This window comes from Streptomyces viridiviolaceus (genome assembly GCF_014650995.1).
Taxonomy (GTDB): Bacteria; Actinomycetota; Actinomycetes; order Streptomycetales; family Streptomycetaceae; genus Streptomyces; species Streptomyces viridiviolaceus.
Genome location: NZ_BMWA01000017.1, coordinates 132,694 through 151,403, shown reverse-complemented (window position 1 = coordinate 151,403; position 18,710 = coordinate 132,694). Strand labels below are relative to the sequence as shown.

Sequence of the window (18,710 nt, the reverse complement as noted above, 5' to 3'; positions counted from 1 at the left end):
GTGACTATTAAGGGGGTGGGTCGTCGTGCACGGATACGACAAGCACGCCTACGAGCCCTTCGCCGTCACCGTCGACCTCGCCGTCTTCACGCTCCGCGCGGGCGCGCTCCACGTGCTGCTGGTCGAGCGGGGCCAGGAGCCGTACGCGGGCCGCTGGGCGCTGCCCGGCGGCTTCCTGCTCCCGGACGAGTCGGCGGAGACGGCCGCCCGCCGGGAGCTGGCCGAGGAGACCGGCCTGGCGGACGTGACCGGGCTGCACCTGGAGCAACTGCGCACCTACAGCGAGCCCGGCCGCGACCCCCGGATGCGGGTCGTGTCGGTGGCGTTCGCCGCACTGCTGCCGCACCTTCCCGAACCGCACGGCGGCGGTGACGCGGCCGAGGCCCGCTGGGTGCCGTACGACACGGCCGGAAACCTCGCCTTCGACCACGACCGGATCCTGGCCGACGCCCGCACCCGTGTCGGGGACAAGCTCGAGTACACCTGCCTGGCCACCGCCTTCTGCCCGGCCGAGTTCACCCTCGGCGAGCTCCAGCGGGTCTACGAGACCGTGTGGGGCACGGTGCTGGACCGGCCCAACTTCCGCCGCAAGGTGCTCGCCTCCCCCGGCTTCGTCGAACCGGTGCCGGGCGCCGCCCGCCTGACCGGCGGCCGGGGCAAACCGGCCGCGCTGTACCGCGCCGGCCCGGCCACCACCCTGCACCCGCCCCTGCTGCGCACACCCCGGGAAGGACGCCCCGCATGACCACGACCGCCGTCACCAAGCGCGCCGCCACCGGGGCGCTCACCGGCCTCGCCCTCGGCGACGCCCTGGGCTTTCCCGCGGAGTTCAAGGACGTCCCGTCGATCCTCGCCGCGTTCGGCCCGTGGCGGGAGATGGAGCTGCCCCGGCCCGCGATCGTCACCGACGACACGCAGATGACGCTGGCGCTGGGGAAGGGGCTGCGGACGGCGATGGACCGGGGGGTGCTGGGGCCCCGGCGGATGGAGAGGCCGGTGCGCGAGGAGTTCGTCGACTGGTACCAGTCACCGGAGAACAACCGGGCGCCGGGCAACACCTGCCTCCGGGCCTGCAACCTCCTGAAGACCCCGGACCGCCCCTGGCAGGACGCCTCCCAGATCCACTCCAAGGGCTGCGGCGCCAACATGCGCGTCGCGCCCGTCGGCCTCGCCCCCGGCCTCGGCGACGAACAGCGCGCGGGCGCCGCCCAGTTGCAGTCCGCGCTCACCCACGGACACCCCACGGCGCTCGCCGCCTCCGACCTCACCGCACACGCCGTGCGGCTGCTGGCCGAGGGAGCCGAGCCGACCGGGCTGGTCGGGCGGCTGCGGTCGTACGCCTACGACAACCGCACCCGCTACCACGAGCGCTGGCTCGGCGACCTGTGGACCCGCGCCCAGGACCCCACGCCCGAGCACTTCATCGCCCGGGGCTGGGACGAGTGCCTGGCGACACTCGACCGTCTCCAGGAGGCGGTGCGCACCGTGTCGCCGGAGACCGACCCGTGCCTGGCGGTCGGCGAGGGCTGGGTCGCCGAGGAGGCGCTGGCCGCGGGGCTGCTCTGCTTCCTGCTCTTCGTAGACGAGCCGCTGACCGCCCTGCGCCGCGCCGCGTGCACCTCCGGCGACTCCGACTCCATCGCCTGCCTCGCGGGCGCGCACCTGGGCGCCGACGCCTGGCCGGCCGCGTGGGCCGACCGCATCGAGTACCGGGGCGACCTGCTGGCCCTCGGGGCGCTCTGGGACGCTTGAGCGCATGATCGACGCCCCGGACATCGACCTGGCCCCGGTGGTGGCCGAACAGCCCTTCCCGGTGCTGTTCGCCACCGTCTCCGGCGCCCACCTCTACGGCTTCCCCTCCAGTGACTCGGACGTCGACCTGCGCGGCGTCCACCTGCTGCCCGCCGCCGACCTCGTCGGGCTGCGCGAGCCGGAGGAGACCAGGTCCCGGATGTGGGACCGGGACGGCGTCGAGATGGACCTCGTCACGCACGACCTGCGCAAGTTCGTACGGCTGATGCTCCGGCGCAACGGCTACGTGCTGGAACAGCTGCTGTCGCCGCTGGTCGTGCACACCACCGAGGCCCACCGGGAACTGGCCGCCCTCGCCCCCGGCGTCCTCACCAGTCACCACGCCCACCACTACCGGGGGTTCGCGGGGACCCAGTGGCGGCTGTTCGAGAAGAGCGGCGAGCTCAAGCCGCTGCTCTACACCCTGCGGGTGCTGCTCACCGGCATCCACCTGATGCGCAGCGGCGAGGTGCAGGCCCACCTGCCCACCCTGCTCGGGCAGGTCGAGGCCCCGGCGTACGTGCCCGAGCTGATCGCGGCCAAGGCGGACCGGGAGCACGGGAGCGCCGACGTCGACCACGCGCGCGTACGGGCCGACGTGGAGCGGCTGCACGGCGTGCTGGACGAGGCGCAGGCGGCGTCAGCGCTGCCCGCCGCCCCCACCGCGTACGACGCCCTGCACGACTTCGTCGTACGGGCCCGGCTGGAGGGCTGAGGCGCGGCGGGTGCGGACGAGGAAGTCCTCGACGCGCCGCCGGTCCGGTTCGGCGGGCAGCGGGCTGCGGCGGGCGGCCTCCTCGCCCTCCTCCACCAGGCGGGCCATCCACGACGCGACCTCCGGCCAGGCCACCTCGCCGCGCTTCACGGCGAGCAGCGCTTCGCGCCGGTCGCCGACGTCGACGGTGAGCGTGCCCGTGCGCAACAGGTCGCGGGCGCTCGTCAGCAGCCGCAGCAGGTGCATCGCGTGTTTCCAGCGCGGGGCGCCGTGCGTGCGCACGTCGGCGTCCAGCTTGCGGCGCTGGCCGTGCGCGTAGCGGGTGAACGTCTCGTGGACCCGGCGGGACAGGAACGCCCCGCGCAGGCCGAGCAGCTCGCGGCCGGTGTCGTCGGCGTACTCCACGAGCGGGGAGTGCAGGCACTCCAGGATGTTCGGGTTGGCGCGCAGAGCCAGCTCGCAGAAGCGTTCCAGCTCCCAGCTGAACTGCTCCTCCGCCGGGCCCTCCACATGCGTCGGCGGCTTCTCGAACCGCCAGAACAGGGGTGTGGGCGCGAGGAACACGCCCCGGCGGTCGGTGTCGCTGCCGTCCGTCGCCAGACCGAAGGCACGCGAACCCATGACACAGGCGTAGATCGTGTGGTCGCGTACCAGGGTCTCGGGATTCATGGCCGGGAGCGTACGCGGGCCGTCACACCAGGCGGACCGAATTTCCCTCCACCGTGATCCGCTCCTCGGGCAGCGGCTTCGTGGCGGGGCCCTGCTCCACCGAGCCGTCGGCGATGCGGAACCTGCTGTTGTGGCAGGCGCAGTTGATGGTGCCGTCCCGCACGTCCGACACGGTGCAGCCCTGGTGGGTGCAGACGGCCGAGAACGCCTTGAAGTCACCCTGCTCCGGCTGGGTCACCACGACCTTCTCGTCCGTGAAGACCCTGCCGCCGCCGACCGGGATGTCACTCGTCGGCGCCAGCTCCCGCCCGGGGGAGGCCGGGGACGCGCTCGCCTCCGAGGAATCGCCGTCGCCGCCGTCGCCGCAGCCGGCCACGAGGACGGCCGCGCCCGTGGAGAGGAGAACCGTGCGGCGCGTCGGACCGTGGGGCATGTCGTCACTCCGAGGAAACGCGGGGGAGGGGAACCGGCGGGGCCAGCGTCTCAGGAGGCGGGCGCCCCGCACCGGTCCGGCGCGGGCTGACTAGGCTGGACGGACCAAGAGCCGATACGCACGTCAGCAAGGAGCATCGCCGTGGCGGTACGAGCGGTCCGGGGCGCCGTCCAACTGGAACGGGACGAAGCCGGGCACATGGACGAGCAGGTCGCGGCGCTGCTCACCGCCATCCTGGAGCGCAACGGCCTGACCGTCGACGACCTGATCAGCATCTGGTTCACGGCCACCCCCGACCTGCACAGCGACTTCCCGGCGGCCGCGGCCCGGAAGCTCGGGATCACCGACGTGCCGCTGATCTGCGCCCAGGAACTGGACATCGAGGGCGCCATGCCGCGCGTCGTCCGTGTCCTCGCCCACATCGAGTCGGACCGGCCCCGCGCCGACATCGCGCACGTCTACCTCGGCGCCGCGGCGGCCCTGCGCAAGGACATCGCCCAGTGAGAACCGCACTCGTCATCGGAACCGGCCTCATCGGCACCTCGGCCGCCCTCGCCCTGACCCAGCGGGGTGTCACCGTCCACCTCGCCGACCACGACCCGGAGCAGGCCCGCACGGCCGCCGCGCTCGGCGCCGGCACCGACGAGGCGCCGGACGGACCCGTCGACCTCGCGATCGTGGCCGCCCCGCCGGCCCTGGTGGCCGACGTGCTCGCCGACGCCATGGGGCGCGGCGCGGCCCGCGGCTACATCGACGTGGCCAGCGTCAAGGGCGGCCCGCGCCGCGAGCTGGAGGCACGCGGGCTGGACCTCTCCCGCTACATCGGCACCCACCCCATGTCCGGCCGCGAGAAGTCCGGCCCGCTGGCCGCCACCGGCGACCTCTTCGAGGGCCGCCCCTGGGTGCTGACCCCGACCCGGGACACCGACACCGAGGTGCTGAACCTCGCGCTGGAGCTCATCTCGCACTGCCGCGCGGTGCCGGTCGTCATGGACGCCGACGCCCACGACCGCGCCGTGGCCCTCGTCTCCCACATGCCGCACCTGGTCTCCAGCATGGTCGCCGCCCGCCTGGAGAACGCCGAGGAGGCCGCCGTACGGCTGTGCGGGCAGGGCATCCGGGACGTGACGAGGATCGCCGCCTCCGATCCCCGGATGTGGATCGACATCCTCGCCGCGAACCCGGGGCCGGTCGCCGACCTGCTCGGGGACGTCGCCGCCGACCTCGACGAGACGGTGCGGGCCCTGCGGGCCCTGCAGTCCTCCGACGAGGACAAGCGCCGCGAGGGCAGCCGGGGCATCGAGGCGGTGCTGCGGCGCGGGAACGCCGGCCAGGTACGGGTCCCCGGCAAGCACGGCTCCGCCCCGCGGGTCTACGAGACCGTGGCCGTCCTCATCGACGACCAGCCCGGCCAGCTCGCCCGCATCTTCGCGGACGCGGGGCGGGCCGGCGTCAACATCGAGGACGTACGGATCGAGCACGCCACCGGGCAGCAGGCCGGTCTGGTGCAGCTGATGGTCGAGCCGAAGGCCGCCCCCGTCCTGACGGCGGCCCTGCGGGAGCGGGGCTGGGCGATCCGGCAGTGACTGCCGGGCTCCCACGCCTGTCGGAGGGGTTCCGGAGAGCCAGTAACCTTGTGCGGGGCACATGCGCGCCCCGCACACCGCTCACCGCACCGCACCAGGAAGGTGTCCCCCCGTGGAAAACGGCGCCGCCCCGACCGTCCCGGCCGTGATTGTCGCCATCGACGGCCCCTCCGGCACGGGCAAGTCGAGCACGTCGAAGGCCGTCGCCGCGCAGCTCGGCCTGAGCTACCTGGACACCGGCGCCCAGTACCGGGCGATCACCTGGTGGATGGTGACCAACGGCATCGACATAGATGACCCGCACGCCGTCGCCGCCGCGGCCGGCAAGGCCGAGATCGTCTCGGGCACCGACCCGGCCGGCCCGACCATCACGGTCGACGGCGTGGACGTCGCCGGCCCGATCCGCACCCAGGAGGTCACCTCCAAGGTCAGCACGGTCAGCGCCGTCCCCGAGGTCCGCTCCCGGATCACCGAGCTGCAGCGCTCCATCGCCGCCGCCGCCCCGCAGGGCATCGTCGTCGAGGGCCGCGACATCGGTACGACCGTGCTGCCGGACGCCGACCTGAAGATCTTCCTCACCGCCTCGGCGGAGGCCCGCGCCGCCCGCCGCAACGGAGAGCTGAAGGGCGCCGACGTCAACGCCACCCGCGAGGCCCTGATCAAGCGGGACGCGGCCGACTCCAGCCGCAAGACCTCCCCGCTCGCCAAGGCGGACGACGCGGTCGAGGTGGACACCACCGACCTCACCCTCCCGCAGGTCATCGAGTGCGTCGTCACCCTCGTCGAGGAGAAGCGGGCAGGGAAGTGAACCTTCCCTCCGAGAAGGGCGCCGAGGTCGGGCGGCGCATCGGCGTCGGCCTGATGTACGGGCTGTTCAGGCCGCGCGTGCTCGGCTCCTGGCGGGTGCCCGCGACGGGACCGGTGATCTTCGCCGTCAACCACTCCCACAACATCGACGGCCCGATGGTCATGGGCGTGGCACCCCGGCCGACGCACTTCCTGATCAAGAAAGAGGCGTTCGTCGGCCCGCTCGGACGGTTCCTCACCGGCATCGGCCAGCTGAAGGTCGACCGCCGCTCCACCGACCGCACGGCCATCGGCCAGGCGCTGGGCGTGCTGGACAGCGGCGGCGTGCTGGGCATCTTCCCGGAGGGCACCCGGGGCGAGGGGGACTTCGCCTCGCTGCGCGCCGGGCTCGCCTACTTCGCCGTCCGCAGCGGCGCCCCGATCGTCCCGGTCGCCGTGCTGGGAAGTTCCCAGCGGCGCGGACGGTTGATAAAGGGACTGCCTCCGCTCCGCTCCCGCGTCGACGTCGTCTTCGGCGACCCCTTCGAGGCGGGCGACGGCAGCGGACGGCGCACGCGCAAGGCGCTGGACGAGGCGACCGAACGCATCCAGAAGCAGCTCACCGCGCACCTGGAAAACGCCAGGCGGCTCACCGGCCGCTAGGCGACACTTGAGTAGTGGATCACCCGGTACAGGGGTGCTTCACCGATCACCACGATGAACGAGGTACGGACTTCATGAACGACCACATCCACTCCGAGGGCTCGGGCGAGGAGCACGACCACGGGGCGCTTGGCGACGCCGAGTACGCGGAGTTCATGGAGCTCGCCGCGGAAGAGGGCTTCGACATCGAGGAGGTCGAGGGCGCGATCGAGGCGGCCGGGCACGGCCCGCTGCCCGTCCTCGCCGTCGTCGGCCGCCCCAATGTCGGCAAGTCGACCCTGGTGAACCGGATCATCGGCCGCCGCGAGGCGGTCGTCGAGGACAAGCCCGGTGTGACCCGCGACCGCGTCACCTACGAGGCCGAGTGGGCCGGCCGCCGCTTCAAGGTCGTCGACACCGGCGGCTGGGAGCAGGACGTCCTCGGCATCGACGCCTCCGTGGCCGCGCAGGCCGAGTACGCCATCGAGGCCGCCGACGCGGTCGTCTTCGTCGTGGACGCCAAGGTCGGCGCCACCGACACCGACGAGGCCGTCGTCCGGCTGCTGCGCAAGGCGGGCAAGCCCGTCGTGCTGTGCGCCAACAAGGTGGACGGCCCGAGCGGCGAGGCCGACGCGGCGTACCTGTGGTCGCTGGGACTGGGGGAGCCGTATCCGGTCTCCGCGCTGCACGGCCGCGGCACCGGCGACATGCTGGACAAGGTACTGGAGGCCCTCCCCGAGGCCCCGGCGCAGACCTTCGGCACCGCCGTCGGCGGCCCGCGCCGCGTCGCCCTGATCGGCCGGCCCAACGTCGGCAAGTCCTCGCTGCTGAACAAGGTGGCGGGCGAGGAGCGGGTCGTCGTCAACGAACTCGCCGGCACCACCCGCGACCCGGTCGACGAGCTGATCGAACTCGGCGGCAAGACCTGGAAGTTCGTCGACACGGCGGGCATCCGCAAGCGCGTCCACCTCCAGCAGGGCGCCGACTACTACGCCTCGCTGCGCACCGCGGCCGCAGTGGAGAAGGCGGAGGTCGCCGTCGTCCTCATCGACGCCTCCGAGTCGATCTCGGTCCAGGACCAGCGGATCGTCACCATGGCCGTCGAGGCGGGGCGTGCGCTCGTCGTCGCCTACAACAAGTGGGACACCCTCGACGAGGAGCGCCGCTACTACCTGGAGCGGGAGATCGAGACCGAGTTCGGCCAGGTGGCGTGGGCGCCGCGGGTGAACGTCTCGGCGCAGACCGGACGTCACATGGAGAAGCTGGTCCCGGCGATCGAGACGGCCCTGGCCGGCTGGGAGACCCGGGTCCCGACGGGCCGGCTGAACGCCTTCCTCGGCGAGCTGGTCGCCGCCCACCCCCACCCGGTGCGCGGCGGCAAGCAGCCCCGCATCCTGTTCGGCACGCAGGCGGGCACGAAGCCCCCGCGGTTCGTGCTCTTCGCCTCCGGCTTCATCGAGGCGGGCTACCGGCGCTTCATCGAGCGCCGGCTGCGTGAGGAGTTCGGTTTCGAGGGGACGCCGATCCACATCTCGGTGCGGGTGCGCGAGAAGCGCGGCGCCAAGAAGAAGTAGCGCGAGCGGCGAGGACGCGAGCAGCGAGAAGGGGCGGCCCCGAGGGGCCGCCCCTTCTCGCCGTCCGTGCGCCGTTCAGGCACCACGGCGCGGGGCCGGTGGCAGCGCGGCCGGGACGTGCCGCGTCCCGGCGCCGTGCGGGCCGAGGTACCCGACGCGCTGCCAGGGTGACTGCTGGACCACACGGGCGCTGTGGGCCCCCGCGCTGTAGGCGCTGTACGCGCCCCGGCCGCGGGTCATGTTCCCGAACGCGATGAACCCCAGCTCCTCCTCGCCACTGCGATCACCCGGCAGCGAACGGAAGGACTTGACGTACTCGGCGTAGAGCGCGTCGTAGATCGGCGTGGCCGAGGGGCCACCGTGTCGGCGGGAATTGTCGTATGCGTGCACGTATGTCCAAACGACCCCGAGCCGGAAGGGATGCGGGCCCGGACGGGGGCCGTTGGGCCTGGCGCGGACGGCGCTCACGTCCCAGCGAGGGGCAGCGCCGCCGCGACCAGCTGCCCGTTCGCCGCCGCCTTGTCCAGCGCGTCCCGCAGCAGGTCCTCGCGCGGCTGCCGTCCGATCGTCCCGACCGGCGCCGCGAACATCAGCACCTGATGGTGCTTGCCGGCCGCCGTGCGCCAGCCCTCGGTGACCTGGAGGGGCTGGTGGGCCTGCCACCAGGCCACCGGCCGGCCGCCGTTGGCCCCCGGCTGGAGCACCGCGTGCAGCCGGCCCATGGCGAGCAGCACGGACCAGCCGTGCAGCACGGCCGGGGCGGTGGACAGGTCGCCGGTCGGCATGAAGCCCTGCTCGATGAGCAGCGGCAGGAAGTCGTCGCCGGGGCCGGTGGTGCCGGGCCGTGCGATGGGCGCGGTCGGCTCCACCACCAGTGCGGGGTGCAACTCCCCGGAGATCAGGACCAGTCCGCTCGTCACGCCCAGCACCGCCTGCTCGGACGCGGCCTGTTCGGAGTTCCGGCCGGCGGTGTCGCCGCTGATGGACCTCACGGCTCCCTGGAGCTGTTCCTCGGTGACCTTGACGACCTGCGAGGGCAGGCAGCCGGCGTGGGCGAAGGCGAGGACGGCGGTCTCCTCCCCGATGAACAGTACGGTGCTGGTGCGCTCCTGCTCGGAGTCGCCCGGGGTGCGGCAGGACGTGCAGTCGTAACTGCCCGGGGCGGTCTCTCCGGCGAGCAGGCGATCGGCTTCTTCGTCGCCGATCTCGGCGCGTACCTCGTCGCTGACGTCGAGCATGCGCGGCACGGGTGGCTCCCTCGGGATGCGGTACGTGGCGAGGCCGGGTGGCTCCCGGCCCGTGGTCCGGGTGGGTCCCCGGCTCATGAAGAAGACAACGGGCGATCTGTGGCGGGAGTCACGCCCCATGGCGAACGGAATCGAACCATCCGACGCACAGGGTCACGTACCGCTCGGAATCGCTCACGCACCGTCAAGTGCCTTGAAGATCGCGGTCGTTGATCCGGTGAAGTGAGTCACAGGACGCGGGAACGGTGAGTCGACAAATCCCGAAATCAACGAATGAAGTGGGTGTCCGAAAGTAACCGCTACCTGAGGTAACGGTGAACTGGCCTGGAATGACGGGGGATTGGTTGATCCCGGCCCCGGCCGCTCCCTACATTCCTCCGCCGTGTGCAACGAGCACCGCTCGGGTACGTCCGCCGACCGCACCAACCGGCTCGCACCACGGCCTGGCGGCGGACGGGGCGGAGCGCGACGAACGCGTCCAGAGCGCGCAGTCGCGCCCCGCCTTGGGGGACCCCGGGTCCGTGGAGAGGGAAATACATGTCCGAAAGTGCCGATACCACTCGCGACAACGTTCGTAGGAACCGTGCGACGGCGGTCCTCGCCGGCGCGGCACTGCTCGCGCCCCTCGGACTGCTGGCCGCGACCGGCAGCGCCGCGGCGGCGGACGGCGCGGTGTGGGACCGCATCGCCCAGTGCGAGAGCGGCGGCAACTGGCACATCAACACCGGCAACGGCTATTACGGCGGGCTGCAGTTCTCCGCCTCCACCTGGCGCGCGTACGGCGGCACGGCCTACGCGCCGACCGCCGACCAGGCGTCCAAGTCCCAGCAGATCGCCGTGGCGACCAAGGTCCAGCGCGCCCAGGGCTGGGGCGCGTGGCCGACCTGCTCCGCACGGGCCGGGGCGTCCGGCGGCGCACCCGCCGCGTCCGGTGCCGGCTCCGTGACCGGCCAGGTGGCCCCGTCGGAGTCCGCACGGTCGGCGAAGCCGTCCAAGGCGCCGGCGCGGCAGTCGGGCCACACCGGACGCGGCTCGTCCCGCGGCGACTACACCGTCCGCCGGGGCGACACGCTCAGCGGCATCGCCGCACGGCACGGGACCAGCTGGCAGCGGCTCTTCGCCGTCAACAAGGCCGTCATCGGCGGCGATCCGAACGTGATCGTGCCCGGGCAGCGCCTCGACATCTGAGCCGTTTCCCTCCGCCCGGGAGTGCGGGGCCCTGTCCGGCCGGCCGGACAGGGCCCCGCGGCGCGCCTGACTCACCGCCGAAGCCCGGGCGTCCGGCAGCCGCCGTTCGGCGACGACCGCACACGCGCCGAGGGAGCCCGCCGGCCCGGACTCGGCGACGCGGCCGGCCGGCATCACGTGCACGACGTCGGCGGAGCCGGCGACCGGGGCGAGGCGGCGGACCTGTCCTTCAGGGGCCCGATGACGGACAGGCGGGGCCGGATCTCCCAGGGCGACACGAACCGGACCGGCTTCGACGTCCCGCTGCCACCCTTTTGGCCGTGACCACATCGCAACCGGACACGGACAACCAGAAGACCCGTTTCCGGGTCTGACCGGACGACGAGAAACTCGGGGAGGAACCGCACCGCATGACGTCGCCGGCCCCACCGGCCGCCCCGCTGCGCGCCGACTGCATCGCCGACTCCGCGGGCGGGCTGACCTTCGACGTCGCCGCCAACGGGGACACGGCGGCGGCCCACCTGGTGCTGCGCAGCCGCGACGGGGACGGCGAGGTGAGCCTGCCGCTCGCCCCGGCCGCGGAGGGCCGGCTGCGCGCCGCGCTGCCCAGCACCGTCGCCCTGCCCGAGGGCCGCTGGGACGCCTACGCGCGCGTGGCCGACGGCGCGCCGCGGCGCCTGGTGACGGGCGTCACCGATCTGCGCTCCCTCGCCGACCGCACCCCCAGCGGCCTCCACGGCCACGTCGCCGTCCGCATCCCGTACGCCACCCGGCAGGGCAACCTGACCGTCCGCAGCTGGCTGCGCGCCCCGCACGCCGAGACGGGGGAACTCCGCCTCACCGGCACCGGCCTGACCGTACGGGGACGGGTGTACGGCACCCAGCTCGCCCCCGGAGCCCGTGCCGAGCTGCGCTGCCGGACCGGCGCCCACCGGGTCCGCCGGCTCGACCTCACCGTCGACCGGACGGAGTTCGGCCTCACCGTGACCTACGCAGCCCTGGCCCCGGGCGCGTGGGATCTGTGGCTGCTGCCCGCCGGCGCATCAGGCCCGGCCGTGCGCGTCGCCCGGCTGCTGGACGACATCGCCGACAAGCAGCCCGTCCTCACCTATCCACGTGCGCGCGTGGAGACGCCCCACGGCCCGGTGGAGGCCGGGCCGTACTACACGCGGGACAACGACCTGTCCGTGTCGGTCACCGCGCCGAGCCCCTGACCGCCGCGGACAGTCCCTGTCCGCAACCGCTGGCAGACTCGGGCCCATGCTCGAGACCTCGGCACGACTGCTGCGCCTGCTCTCCCTCCTCCAGGCCCACCGCGAATGGTCCGGTACCGACCTGGCCGACCGCCTCGGCGTCTCGCCCCGCACCGTGCGCCGCGACGTGGAACGGCTGCGCGAGCTCGGCTACCCCGTCAACGCCAGCCCGGGCACCGGCGGCGGCTACCAGCTGGGCGCGGGCGCCGAGCTGCCCCCGCTGCTGCTGGACGACGACGAGGCCGTCGCGGTCGCCGTCGGACTGCGCACGGCCGCCGGGCAGGGGATCGAGGGCATCGGAGAGACCTCCGTGCGGGCCCTCGCCAAGCTGGAACAGGTGCTGCCGAACCGGCTGCGCCGGCGCGTCAGCGCCCTCAACGCCTTCACCGTGCCGATGCTGCGCGCCTCCCGGCCCACCGCCGTCGACCCGGGCGTGCTGACCGAGCTGGCCCACCTGTGCCGGGACGCCGAGCGGCTGCGCTTCGAGTACCGCGGCCACGACGGCACGCCCACGCGCCGCACCGTCGAGCCGTACCGGCTGGTGTGCTCCGAGCGGCGCTGGTACCTGGTCGCCTTCGATCTGGACCGCGCGGACTGGCGTACCTTCCGCGTGGACCGGATCACGCCGAAGCCGCCGCACGGGCCGCGCTTCGTGCCGCGCGAGCCGCCCGCCGAGGACCTGGCCGCGTACGTCTCCCGGGGCGTCTCCACCCGGGTGTACGCCACGCACGCCGTCGTCCGGCTGCTGGCGCCGCTGGAGGAGGCCGCCGAACGGATCTCGCCCATCGCCGGAACCCTGGAGCCGGAAGGCCCCGACAGCTGCCTGCTGCGCACCGGGGCCGCCAGCCTGGAGGTCATGGTGGTGCATGTGATGATGCTGGGCTTCGACTTCGAGGTGCTGGAGCCCGCGGAGCTGACCGAGGCGATCAGGTCGGCCCGCGACCGGCTCGACCGGTCCCTCGCCCGGGCGGAGGAACCCGGGGCCGCGCGTGCGGAGATCCTGTGACGAAGGCATGGAATTCCTGTGTCTCCATTCGATTCCCGCGTGCCTGTTCGGGGCCGGAATGGAATCTCTCCCGGAGCGTGTCACCTGCCTTTTCCGTCGTTTATTCGAAGGGCGGTCGCGACGCGCGAGAATTTCCCTCCAATGCCTGTGGAACGCGACGGGAACCGTCCGTCCGTGTGACGGAGTTCTGCCAAAACGCATGTCGTGGTCCTGTGACAGAAGTGTGACCGGAGAGGTATCTGTGACCGTTGTTACTGGTCTGGGCTTCCCCGTCCCTGGAGCAGGGCATAGCGTGGCGGCATGGCGCCGATTCCCACACCCCCAGCCGAACCCCAGGACAGTCCGGACGCATACGTCGGCCTCGATTCCGACGCGGCCGAACGGCTCGCGCGTGAACGGGGATGGTCCCCGGTGCGGTCGCTGCCGCCGGGGGCGATCATCACGATGGAGTACCGCGTGGGCCGGCTGAACTTCGAGGTGAAGAACGGCCGCGTGGCGCGGGCCTGGAAGGGCTGACGCACGGTGACGACGACGGCCCCGACTTCCCTGCGCGGAAGCCGGGGCCGTCGCCGTCCTGGGGGCGGGGGAGGGGCTGTGCGTACCGGCCCCCGCGTCGTGCCGGTGGTCAGCCGCCCGAGAGGTGACGGGCGGCCGGGGCCGCGTTGCGGGAGTGGCGGTCGGCGTGCGGCGGTCGCCGGCTGCCGGCCGGAGTGACCGGCGTGCGCTCGGAGCGGGCCGTGTGCGGTCCGGGGGCCAGGTGCACCGGGGTCCGGGAGCGGGACGCGGAGACCGGCTCGCGAGCCGGGGTCCCCTCCCGGTCGGAGGCCGGCGGCGGTGTGAGCACCACCGGGGTGCTGACCGGCTCCTTCACCGGTTCGGTGCGTGCCCGGCGGGCGTACCAGCGGTCGCGCAGGCCGAAGATCCAGGACTCGGCGCGGGTGATCAGCGGCTCGAACCAGGGCAGCGCCAGCAGGATCAGCAGCCCCGCGGCCCAGCCGAGGAGCACATCGCTCAGCCAGTGCGTACCGAGGTAGACGGTCGACATCCCGACCCCGAGGGAGACGACCGCGGACAGGGCGGACAGCCAGCGGCGGGCCCTCGGCGTCGAGGCCAGGTAGGCCAGGATGCCCCAGGTCACCACGGCGTTGGCGGTGTGACCGCTCGGAAATATATCGCCGCCGAGCCACATCTCGTTCGAGCCGATCGTGGTCGCGTAGTGCGGTCCGAGCCGCCCCATGCCGATCTTGGCGGCACCGACGGTGACGTTCAGCAGCAGCAGGGAGACGCCGAGCGCGATCAGCGGCCGCAGCGTGTGCTGGCGCCAGGAGCGCCAGCCGAGCCAGGCAGCGACCATCACCGCCGTGGGTCCGCGCTGGCCGAGCACCACGTAGTAGTCGACGAACGCGTGGATCTCCGGCCACTGCTGGTACGGCCGGAAGAACATGACCTGCCAGTCGAGCCGGACCAGCCACGAGGTGACCAGTACGGCCCACACGATCGCGAGATAGAAGGCGAAGGTCGCGGCGAACAGCGCGATCCTGTGCCGGCTCATCTTCGGCACATCCAGGTGGGCCGGTCGTTCCGGCTCCCGGTCCAGCCTCGCGAACACCCGGTCCAGACGGGTGAGGTTCCGTTCGGTACGCACCCAATCGACGTTACAGCGAGTGAGCTGTGAACCCGGCCGAATCAACGGCTTTGTGATGACGATGTGATGTGGGATTCCTCTCAGCGGGCGGACCATTTCCGAGGAATCCGCAATCCGGGCCGTAGGCGGACTTCAATTCCTTTGATCAGTCCGGTCGGCGGTTTTATCGTGATTATGAATTCGTTCACCGAAAGCTGGTGCGGAATTCTCTCGTCGCTCATCGGGTGCCCCGGGCCGGTCAGGGCGGACCCGAGCCGTTCAGCCAGAACGCCCCGTACACCGCCGACGCCACCGCGACCCCGCCCACGACCAGCGCTGACCTGGGGGTTCGCAGCCGGGCCAGGGCCAGTGCGAGGGGCAGCAGCAAGGGGAAGGCGGGGAGCAGCAGGCGCGGCTTCGAGCCGAAGTAGCTCGACGCGCACAGGGCGAGGACGGTGACGACGCCGGCGTACACCAGCAGCGGGAGCGGCTGGCGCTGTCGCACGCAGACCACGTACAGCAGGACGAGCAGGCCGACCCCGACGACGAGTCCGACGCCCGCCAGGACCGACGGGAACGACGTGAACTTCTCGGCGACGAAACGGGCGAAGGCCACGCCTCCGTCGAAGCCGTTGCGCCAGCCGGCCTGGACGTCGAGATAGCCGAGCGGGCCCCTGCCGGTGCGGTGGCCGACCCACAGCACGTAACCGGCGGCGCCCAGGGGCGCGAGCAGCATGCCGATCACCCGCCGCGCGCCGTCCGAGGGGGCGCGTTCCGGGCCGTGAGCGCCGCTCGGGCCGACGGTGCTCCGGCTTCGCACGAATGCCACGATCGCGGCCGCCCACACCGCCGCCGTCACCGCCAGCCCCACCGGCCGGGTCAGCCCGGCCAGCGCGGCCAGCGCCCCCGCCGTCACCCAGCGCCCGGTCAGCACCGCGTACAGCGACCAGGCGGCGAGCGCGGTGAACAGCGACTCGCTGTAGGCCATCGACTGCACGATCCCGACCGGCAGCACGGCCCACAGCAGCACCGCGCACACCCCGGCCCGTCCGTCTCCCACCACCACCCTTCCAAGGCCGCGCTGCGCGTCTTTCTCCTTCTGGTCGTACACGTGCTCCGCGACCGCGAAGATCCCCCAGGCCGCCGCGAGCGAGGCCGACAGGCTCACCACGAACCCCGCGTCGGCGTGCGACAGCGGGCTCACGGCCGCACCCAGCCGCTCCAGCCAGGGCAGCAGCGGGAAGAAGGCGAGGTCGGAATGCACGTCGCCGTTCGGCAGCCGCACCTCGTAGCCGTACCCCAGCTCGGCCACCCTCGTGTACCACAGGGAGTCCCAGCGGGCGGTCAGCAGCGTGTACGCGCTCTTGTCGCGCGCGGCGCTCCACAGGGCCAGGGCGAGCAGGCCCAGGGCGCGCACGGCCGCGTAGCCGAGGAGCGCCGGGGCGGCCCGGCGCAGGGCGCCCGGCCGCCCCGCCGTCACGCGCGTTTCAAGATCGGTCACGGGCTCGATTATCTGCCGCCTCCGCAACCGGCCGGCCGGCCGGGGCGTGCCGGCCGGCAGGGGCAGTGGCGCATGCCACACGCCCGGCCCGGGATGTGTGAGGCCCACCACGTGTGTGCGCCGGGGACTCGCGTACGCTGACGAGTCACTCGCGTTCCGTTGCACGGCCCGGAGACTCCCGCTCCTCTCCGGGCGAGCCGCAGGGGAGTCCCCACCCCGCGCAGCCCGCCGGACGCGAGGGAACATCTTGGAGGTACGTACATGTCCGGGACGACCACGGCTGCCGCCACGCCGCGCCGTCGGGCGGCCGGGGCCGGTGCCAACCGCTGGGTGGTTCTGGTCGTCCTCTGCGTCAGCCTGCTGCTCGTCGCCGTCGACGCGACCGTGCTGCACGTGGCGGTCCCCGCCGTCACCGAGGACCTCAGGCCCGGCTCGATCGAGCTGCTCTGGATCGTCGACGTCTACCCGCTCGTCTGCGCCTCGCTGCTGATCCTCTTCGGCACCCTGGGCGACCGGGTGGGCCGCAGACGGGTCCTCCTGCTGGGGTACGGCCTGTTCGGTGTCGCCTCCGCCCTGGCCGCCGTCGCCGACAACGCCCAGGTGCTGATCCTGGCCCGTGCGCTGCTCGGCGTCGGCGGCGCGATGATCATGCCGGCGACGCTGTCGATCCTGCGGCAGGTCTTCCCCGACCGGCGGGAGCGGGCGCTGGCGATCGGCATCTGGAGCGCCGTGGCCGCGGTGGGCGCGGCGATCGGGCCGTTGCTCGGCGGCTTCCTGCTGGAGCACTTCTGGTGGGGTTCCGTCTTCCTGGTCAACATCCCGCTGATGCTGGTCAGCCTGCCGGTGGGACGCCTGCTGCTGCCCGAGTCGAAGGGCGACGGCGCCGGCCCCTGGGACGTGGTCGGCGCGCTGATGGCGGCGGCCGGGCTGTTCGGGGTCGTCCTCGGTGTGAAGCGGCTCGGCGGCGGCGAGCCCGTGGCCAGCGTGGTCACCGTGCTGCCGCTGCTGGCGGGCGCTGCCCTGCTGGCCGCCTTCGTACGACGGCAGCGGCGGCGTGCGCATCCGCTGGTGGACCTGCGGATGTTCCGGCGGCCGGCGTTCAGCACGTCGGTGGGCTGCATCGTGCTGGCGATGCTGGCACTGGTGGGCCTCGAGCTGATCGCGGCGCAGTACCTGCAACTGGTGCTCGGGCTGTCCCCGCTGCAGACCGGGCTGCGGTTGCTGCCGCTGACGTTCGCGGCGATGGCGGCGGGCCTGGCCGGGGCGCGGATGCTGCGGCGCTTCGGGCCGCGCCGGATGGTGTGCGCCGGCTTCTGCCTGACGGCGGGGGCGGTGGTGCTGCTGACGGCGATGGGCCGCGAGGACCACTGCGCACTGCTGCTGACCGGGTTCGTGCTGCTCGGCTTCGGTCTCGAGACCACGCTGTTCGGGGCGTACGAGTCGATGCTGAGCGAGGCACCGCAGGCACAGGCCGGCGGGGCGGCGGCGATCGGCGAGACGTCGTACCAGCTGGGCGCCGGGATCGGCATCGCCCTGCTGGGCAGCGTGATGAACGCGGCGTACGCCCCGGGGCTGGCGGGCGTTCCCGGTGTGCCCGCGGCGGCGTCCGCGGCGGCGGGGCATTCGCTGGGCGAGGCGTACGAGGTCGCCGCGCAGCTCGGCGGGCCGGCGGGGGTCGCCCTGCGGCGGGCGGCGGCGGACGCGTTCGTGCACGGGCTGCACGTGACGTTGCTCGTCAGCGCCGGGCTGTTGCTGCTGGGGGCGGCGATGGCGCTGCGGCTGCCGCGGGTCATGCAGTGCGAGCCGGTCGCCGTGCCCGCGCCCCGGGACGCCGCGGAGTCCCGCGTCTCGGTGACGGCCACCGCGTCGGTGGACGTACGGGACACCGCGACGTAACGGCGGCACCGAGTCGCGACTAGCGGTGCTAGTTTTCAGTGTCCCGGAGGGTGTTCCATGGCCGCGTCCCCGAAGTTGCCCCCGTTCGACCCCGCCGCCCCCCTCGGCATCGACGACCTGCTGGACCCGGAGGACCTCGCGGTCCGGGACACCGTGCGGGACTGGACCGCCGACCGCCGAGGACCGGCAGCGCGAGGCCCTGCTGGTGGAGTGTCGGGCGCGGAAGATCGAGCCACCGGGCCCAACCCGGCTTGAGAAGGTGCTGGTTGCGGCGCGGGGCAAGTGAGAGAAGACGTTCTGCGCCCGCACTCGGACCCTCCCTAACGCGGCCGATCCGATGGGACCTGATCGAGCAGCAGTACGACCAGATGGTGAAGTACGCCACCGCGCTCCGGCTCGGGACGGCGGAAGCAGAGCAGGTCCTGCGGCGCTTCACCCGCGGCGGCCCCAAGCACCCGACCTACCAGGCTCTCGAAGAACTCGGCCGCGCAGTTCGTACGGTGTTCCCCTGCGATTACCTGGCCAGTCCTGGCCTGCGCCGCGAGATCCACGGCGGGCTTCAGGTCGTGGAGAACTGGAACAGCGCGAACACCGTGCTCCACTACGGCAAGGACGGCGCCCTGACCGGCCCGGACAAGGAGCACGCCGAGACCTCTATGCTCGCCCTGCACCTGCTCCAGTCCGCGCTCGTGCACGTCACACCCTGCTGGTGCAGCAGGTCCTGGCCGAACCGGCCTGGGCATCGAGGCTGAGCGAGGAGCATCGGCGCGGCTTGACCGCGCTGTTTTGGTCCAACGTC

Annotated in this window: 20 protein-coding genes and 1 pseudogene; 15 read left to right on the top strand and 6 right to left on the bottom strand. The window is 72.9% G+C overall.

Going from position 1 to position 18,710, the window contains the following annotated elements; genetic code table 11:
- Positions 1–25 precede the first annotated feature (25 nt).
- Genes IE260_RS25205 through IE260_RS25195 form a run of 3 tightly spaced genes read left to right on the top strand, consistent with a single transcriptional unit; the run spans position 26 to position 2,506 of the window.
- Positions 26–745: an NUDIX hydrolase gene (locus IE260_RS25205; RefSeq protein WP_189875658.1), complete on the top strand. Its 720-nt coding sequence runs from the start codon at positions 26–28 to the stop codon at positions 743–745.
- Entirely contained in the window at positions 742–1,752 is a 1,011-nt protein-coding gene (locus IE260_RS25200; RefSeq protein WP_189875656.1) for an ADP-ribosylglycohydrolase family protein, read from the top strand. Before IE260_RS25205 ends, IE260_RS25200 begins: the two co-directional genes overlap by 4 nt.
- 4 nt (positions 1,753–1,756) lie before the next feature.
- Positions 1,757–2,506 carry a nucleotidyltransferase domain-containing protein gene (locus tag IE260_RS25195; RefSeq protein WP_189875655.1) on the top strand — a complete coding sequence of 250 codons (750 nt, stop codon included), beginning with the start codon at positions 1,757–1,759 and terminating at the stop codon, positions 2,504–2,506.
- Here the strand turns inward: IE260_RS25195 and IE260_RS25190 are convergent.
- Complete coding sequence (locus IE260_RS25190) at positions 2,432–3,175, bottom strand: nucleotidyltransferase domain-containing protein (protein WP_189875653.1); 744 nt, start codon at positions 3,173–3,175, stop codon at positions 2,432–2,434. The genes IE260_RS25195 and IE260_RS25190 overlap by 75 nt on opposite strands.
- A gap of 22 nt (positions 3,176–3,197) precedes the next feature.
- Positions 3,198–3,608 (bottom strand): Rieske (2Fe-2S) protein, encoded by a 411-nt coding sequence (locus IE260_RS25185; protein WP_189875651.1) that lies wholly within the window; start codon positions 3,606–3,608, stop codon positions 3,198–3,200.
- 141 nt (positions 3,609–3,749) lie between these two features.
- Between IE260_RS25185 and aroH the strand changes: the two genes are divergently transcribed.
- From aroH to der, 5 genes are all read left to right on the top strand, one after another.
- The gene (aroH, locus tag IE260_RS25180; RefSeq protein ID WP_189875650.1) at positions 3,750–4,112 is read left to right on the top strand and encodes a chorismate mutase; all 363 of its coding nucleotides are present in this window, start codon (positions 3,750–3,752) and stop codon (positions 4,110–4,112) included.
- The gene (locus tag IE260_RS25175) at positions 4,109–5,194 is read left to right on the top strand and encodes a prephenate dehydrogenase (RefSeq protein WP_189875648.1); all 1,086 of its coding nucleotides are present in this window, start codon (positions 4,109–4,111) and stop codon (positions 5,192–5,194) included. Before aroH ends, IE260_RS25175 begins: the two co-directional genes overlap by 4 nt.
- Positions 5,195–5,306: 112 nt before the next feature.
- Positions 5,307–6,002 (top strand): (d)CMP kinase, encoded by a 696-nt coding sequence (cmk, locus tag IE260_RS25170; RefSeq protein WP_189875646.1) that lies wholly within the window; start codon positions 5,307–5,309, stop codon positions 6,000–6,002.
- A gap of 53 nt (positions 6,003–6,055) precedes the next feature.
- Positions 6,056–6,643: a lysophospholipid acyltransferase family protein gene (locus IE260_RS25165; RefSeq protein ID WP_229881216.1), complete on the top strand. Its 588-nt coding sequence runs from the start codon at positions 6,056–6,058 to the stop codon at positions 6,641–6,643.
- Positions 6,644–6,717: 74 nt separating this feature from the next.
- Positions 6,718–8,196, top strand: a complete 1,479-nt coding sequence (gene der / locus IE260_RS25160) for a ribosome biogenesis GTPase Der (protein WP_189875642.1) — start codon at positions 6,718–6,720, stop codon at positions 8,194–8,196.
- Positions 8,197–8,271: 75 nt separating this feature from the next.
- Here der and IE260_RS25155 read toward each other — a convergent pair whose 3' ends face one another.
- Positions 8,272–8,586, bottom strand: coding sequence for a hypothetical protein (locus tag IE260_RS25155; RefSeq protein WP_189875640.1), 315 nt, complete (start codon positions 8,584–8,586; stop codon positions 8,272–8,274).
- A gap of 74 nt (positions 8,587–8,660) precedes the next feature.
- Positions 8,661–9,443 (bottom strand): DUF8842 C-terminal domain-containing protein, encoded by a 783-nt coding sequence (locus IE260_RS25150; protein ID WP_189875638.1) that lies wholly within the window; start codon positions 9,441–9,443, stop codon positions 8,661–8,663.
- A 537-nt stretch (positions 9,444–9,980) separates the two neighbouring features.
- On the opposite strand from IE260_RS25150, the gene IE260_RS25145 reads away from it, so the two are divergent.
- The 4 genes from IE260_RS25145 to IE260_RS25130 all read left to right on the top strand — a co-directional run bounded on the left by IE260_RS25145 (position 9,981) and on the right by IE260_RS25130 (position 13,406).
- Entirely contained in the window at positions 9,981–10,631 is a 651-nt protein-coding gene (locus IE260_RS25145) for a LysM peptidoglycan-binding domain-containing protein (RefSeq protein ID WP_189875636.1), read from the top strand.
- A 410-nt stretch (positions 10,632–11,041) separates the two neighbouring features.
- A complete protein-coding gene (locus tag IE260_RS25140) occupies positions 11,042–11,845 on the top strand; it encodes a hypothetical protein (RefSeq protein ID WP_189875634.1) in 804 nt (267 codons plus the stop codon).
- Between the two features lie 46 nt (positions 11,846–11,891).
- Complete coding sequence (locus IE260_RS25135) at positions 11,892–12,890, top strand: helix-turn-helix transcriptional regulator (protein ID WP_189875632.1); 999 nt, start codon at positions 11,892–11,894, stop codon at positions 12,888–12,890.
- A 300-nt stretch (positions 12,891–13,190) separates the two neighbouring features.
- Positions 13,191–13,406 (top strand): I78 family peptidase inhibitor, encoded by a 216-nt coding sequence (locus IE260_RS25130; protein WP_189875630.1) that lies wholly within the window; start codon positions 13,191–13,193, stop codon positions 13,404–13,406.
- Positions 13,407–13,515: 109 nt separating this feature from the next.
- Here IE260_RS25130 and IE260_RS25125 read toward each other — a convergent pair whose 3' ends face one another.
- Positions 13,516–14,535 carry a phosphatase PAP2 family protein gene (locus IE260_RS25125; RefSeq protein ID WP_189875628.1) on the bottom strand — a complete coding sequence of 340 codons (1,020 nt, stop codon included), beginning with the start codon at positions 14,533–14,535 and terminating at the stop codon, positions 13,516–13,518.
- Positions 14,536–14,773: 238 nt separating this feature from the next.
- On the bottom strand, positions 14,774–16,015 hold the full coding sequence (locus tag IE260_RS25120) for a mannosyltransferase family protein (protein WP_189875626.1): 1,242 nt from the start codon (positions 16,013–16,015) through the stop codon (positions 14,774–14,776).
- Between the two features lie 261 nt (positions 16,016–16,276).
- Between IE260_RS25120 and IE260_RS25115 the strand changes: the two genes are divergently transcribed.
- The 3 genes and pseudogenes from IE260_RS25115 to IE260_RS25105 all read left to right on the top strand — a co-directional run bounded on the left by IE260_RS25115 (position 16,277) and on the right by IE260_RS25105 (position 18,663).
- Positions 16,277–17,911: an MFS transporter gene (locus IE260_RS25115; protein ID WP_189875624.1), complete on the top strand. Its 1,635-nt coding sequence runs from the start codon at positions 16,277–16,279 to the stop codon at positions 17,909–17,911.
- A gap of 57 nt (positions 17,912–17,968) precedes the next feature.
- Positions 17,969–18,088: pseudogene (locus tag IE260_RS25110) on the top strand (acyl-CoA dehydrogenase); the annotation flags it as partial.
- A 74-nt stretch (positions 18,089–18,162) separates the two neighbouring features.
- On the top strand, positions 18,163–18,663 hold the full coding sequence (locus IE260_RS25105) for a Tn3 family transposase (RefSeq protein WP_229881208.1): 501 nt from the start codon (positions 18,163–18,165) through the stop codon (positions 18,661–18,663).
- Positions 18,664–18,710 lie beyond the last annotated feature (47 nt).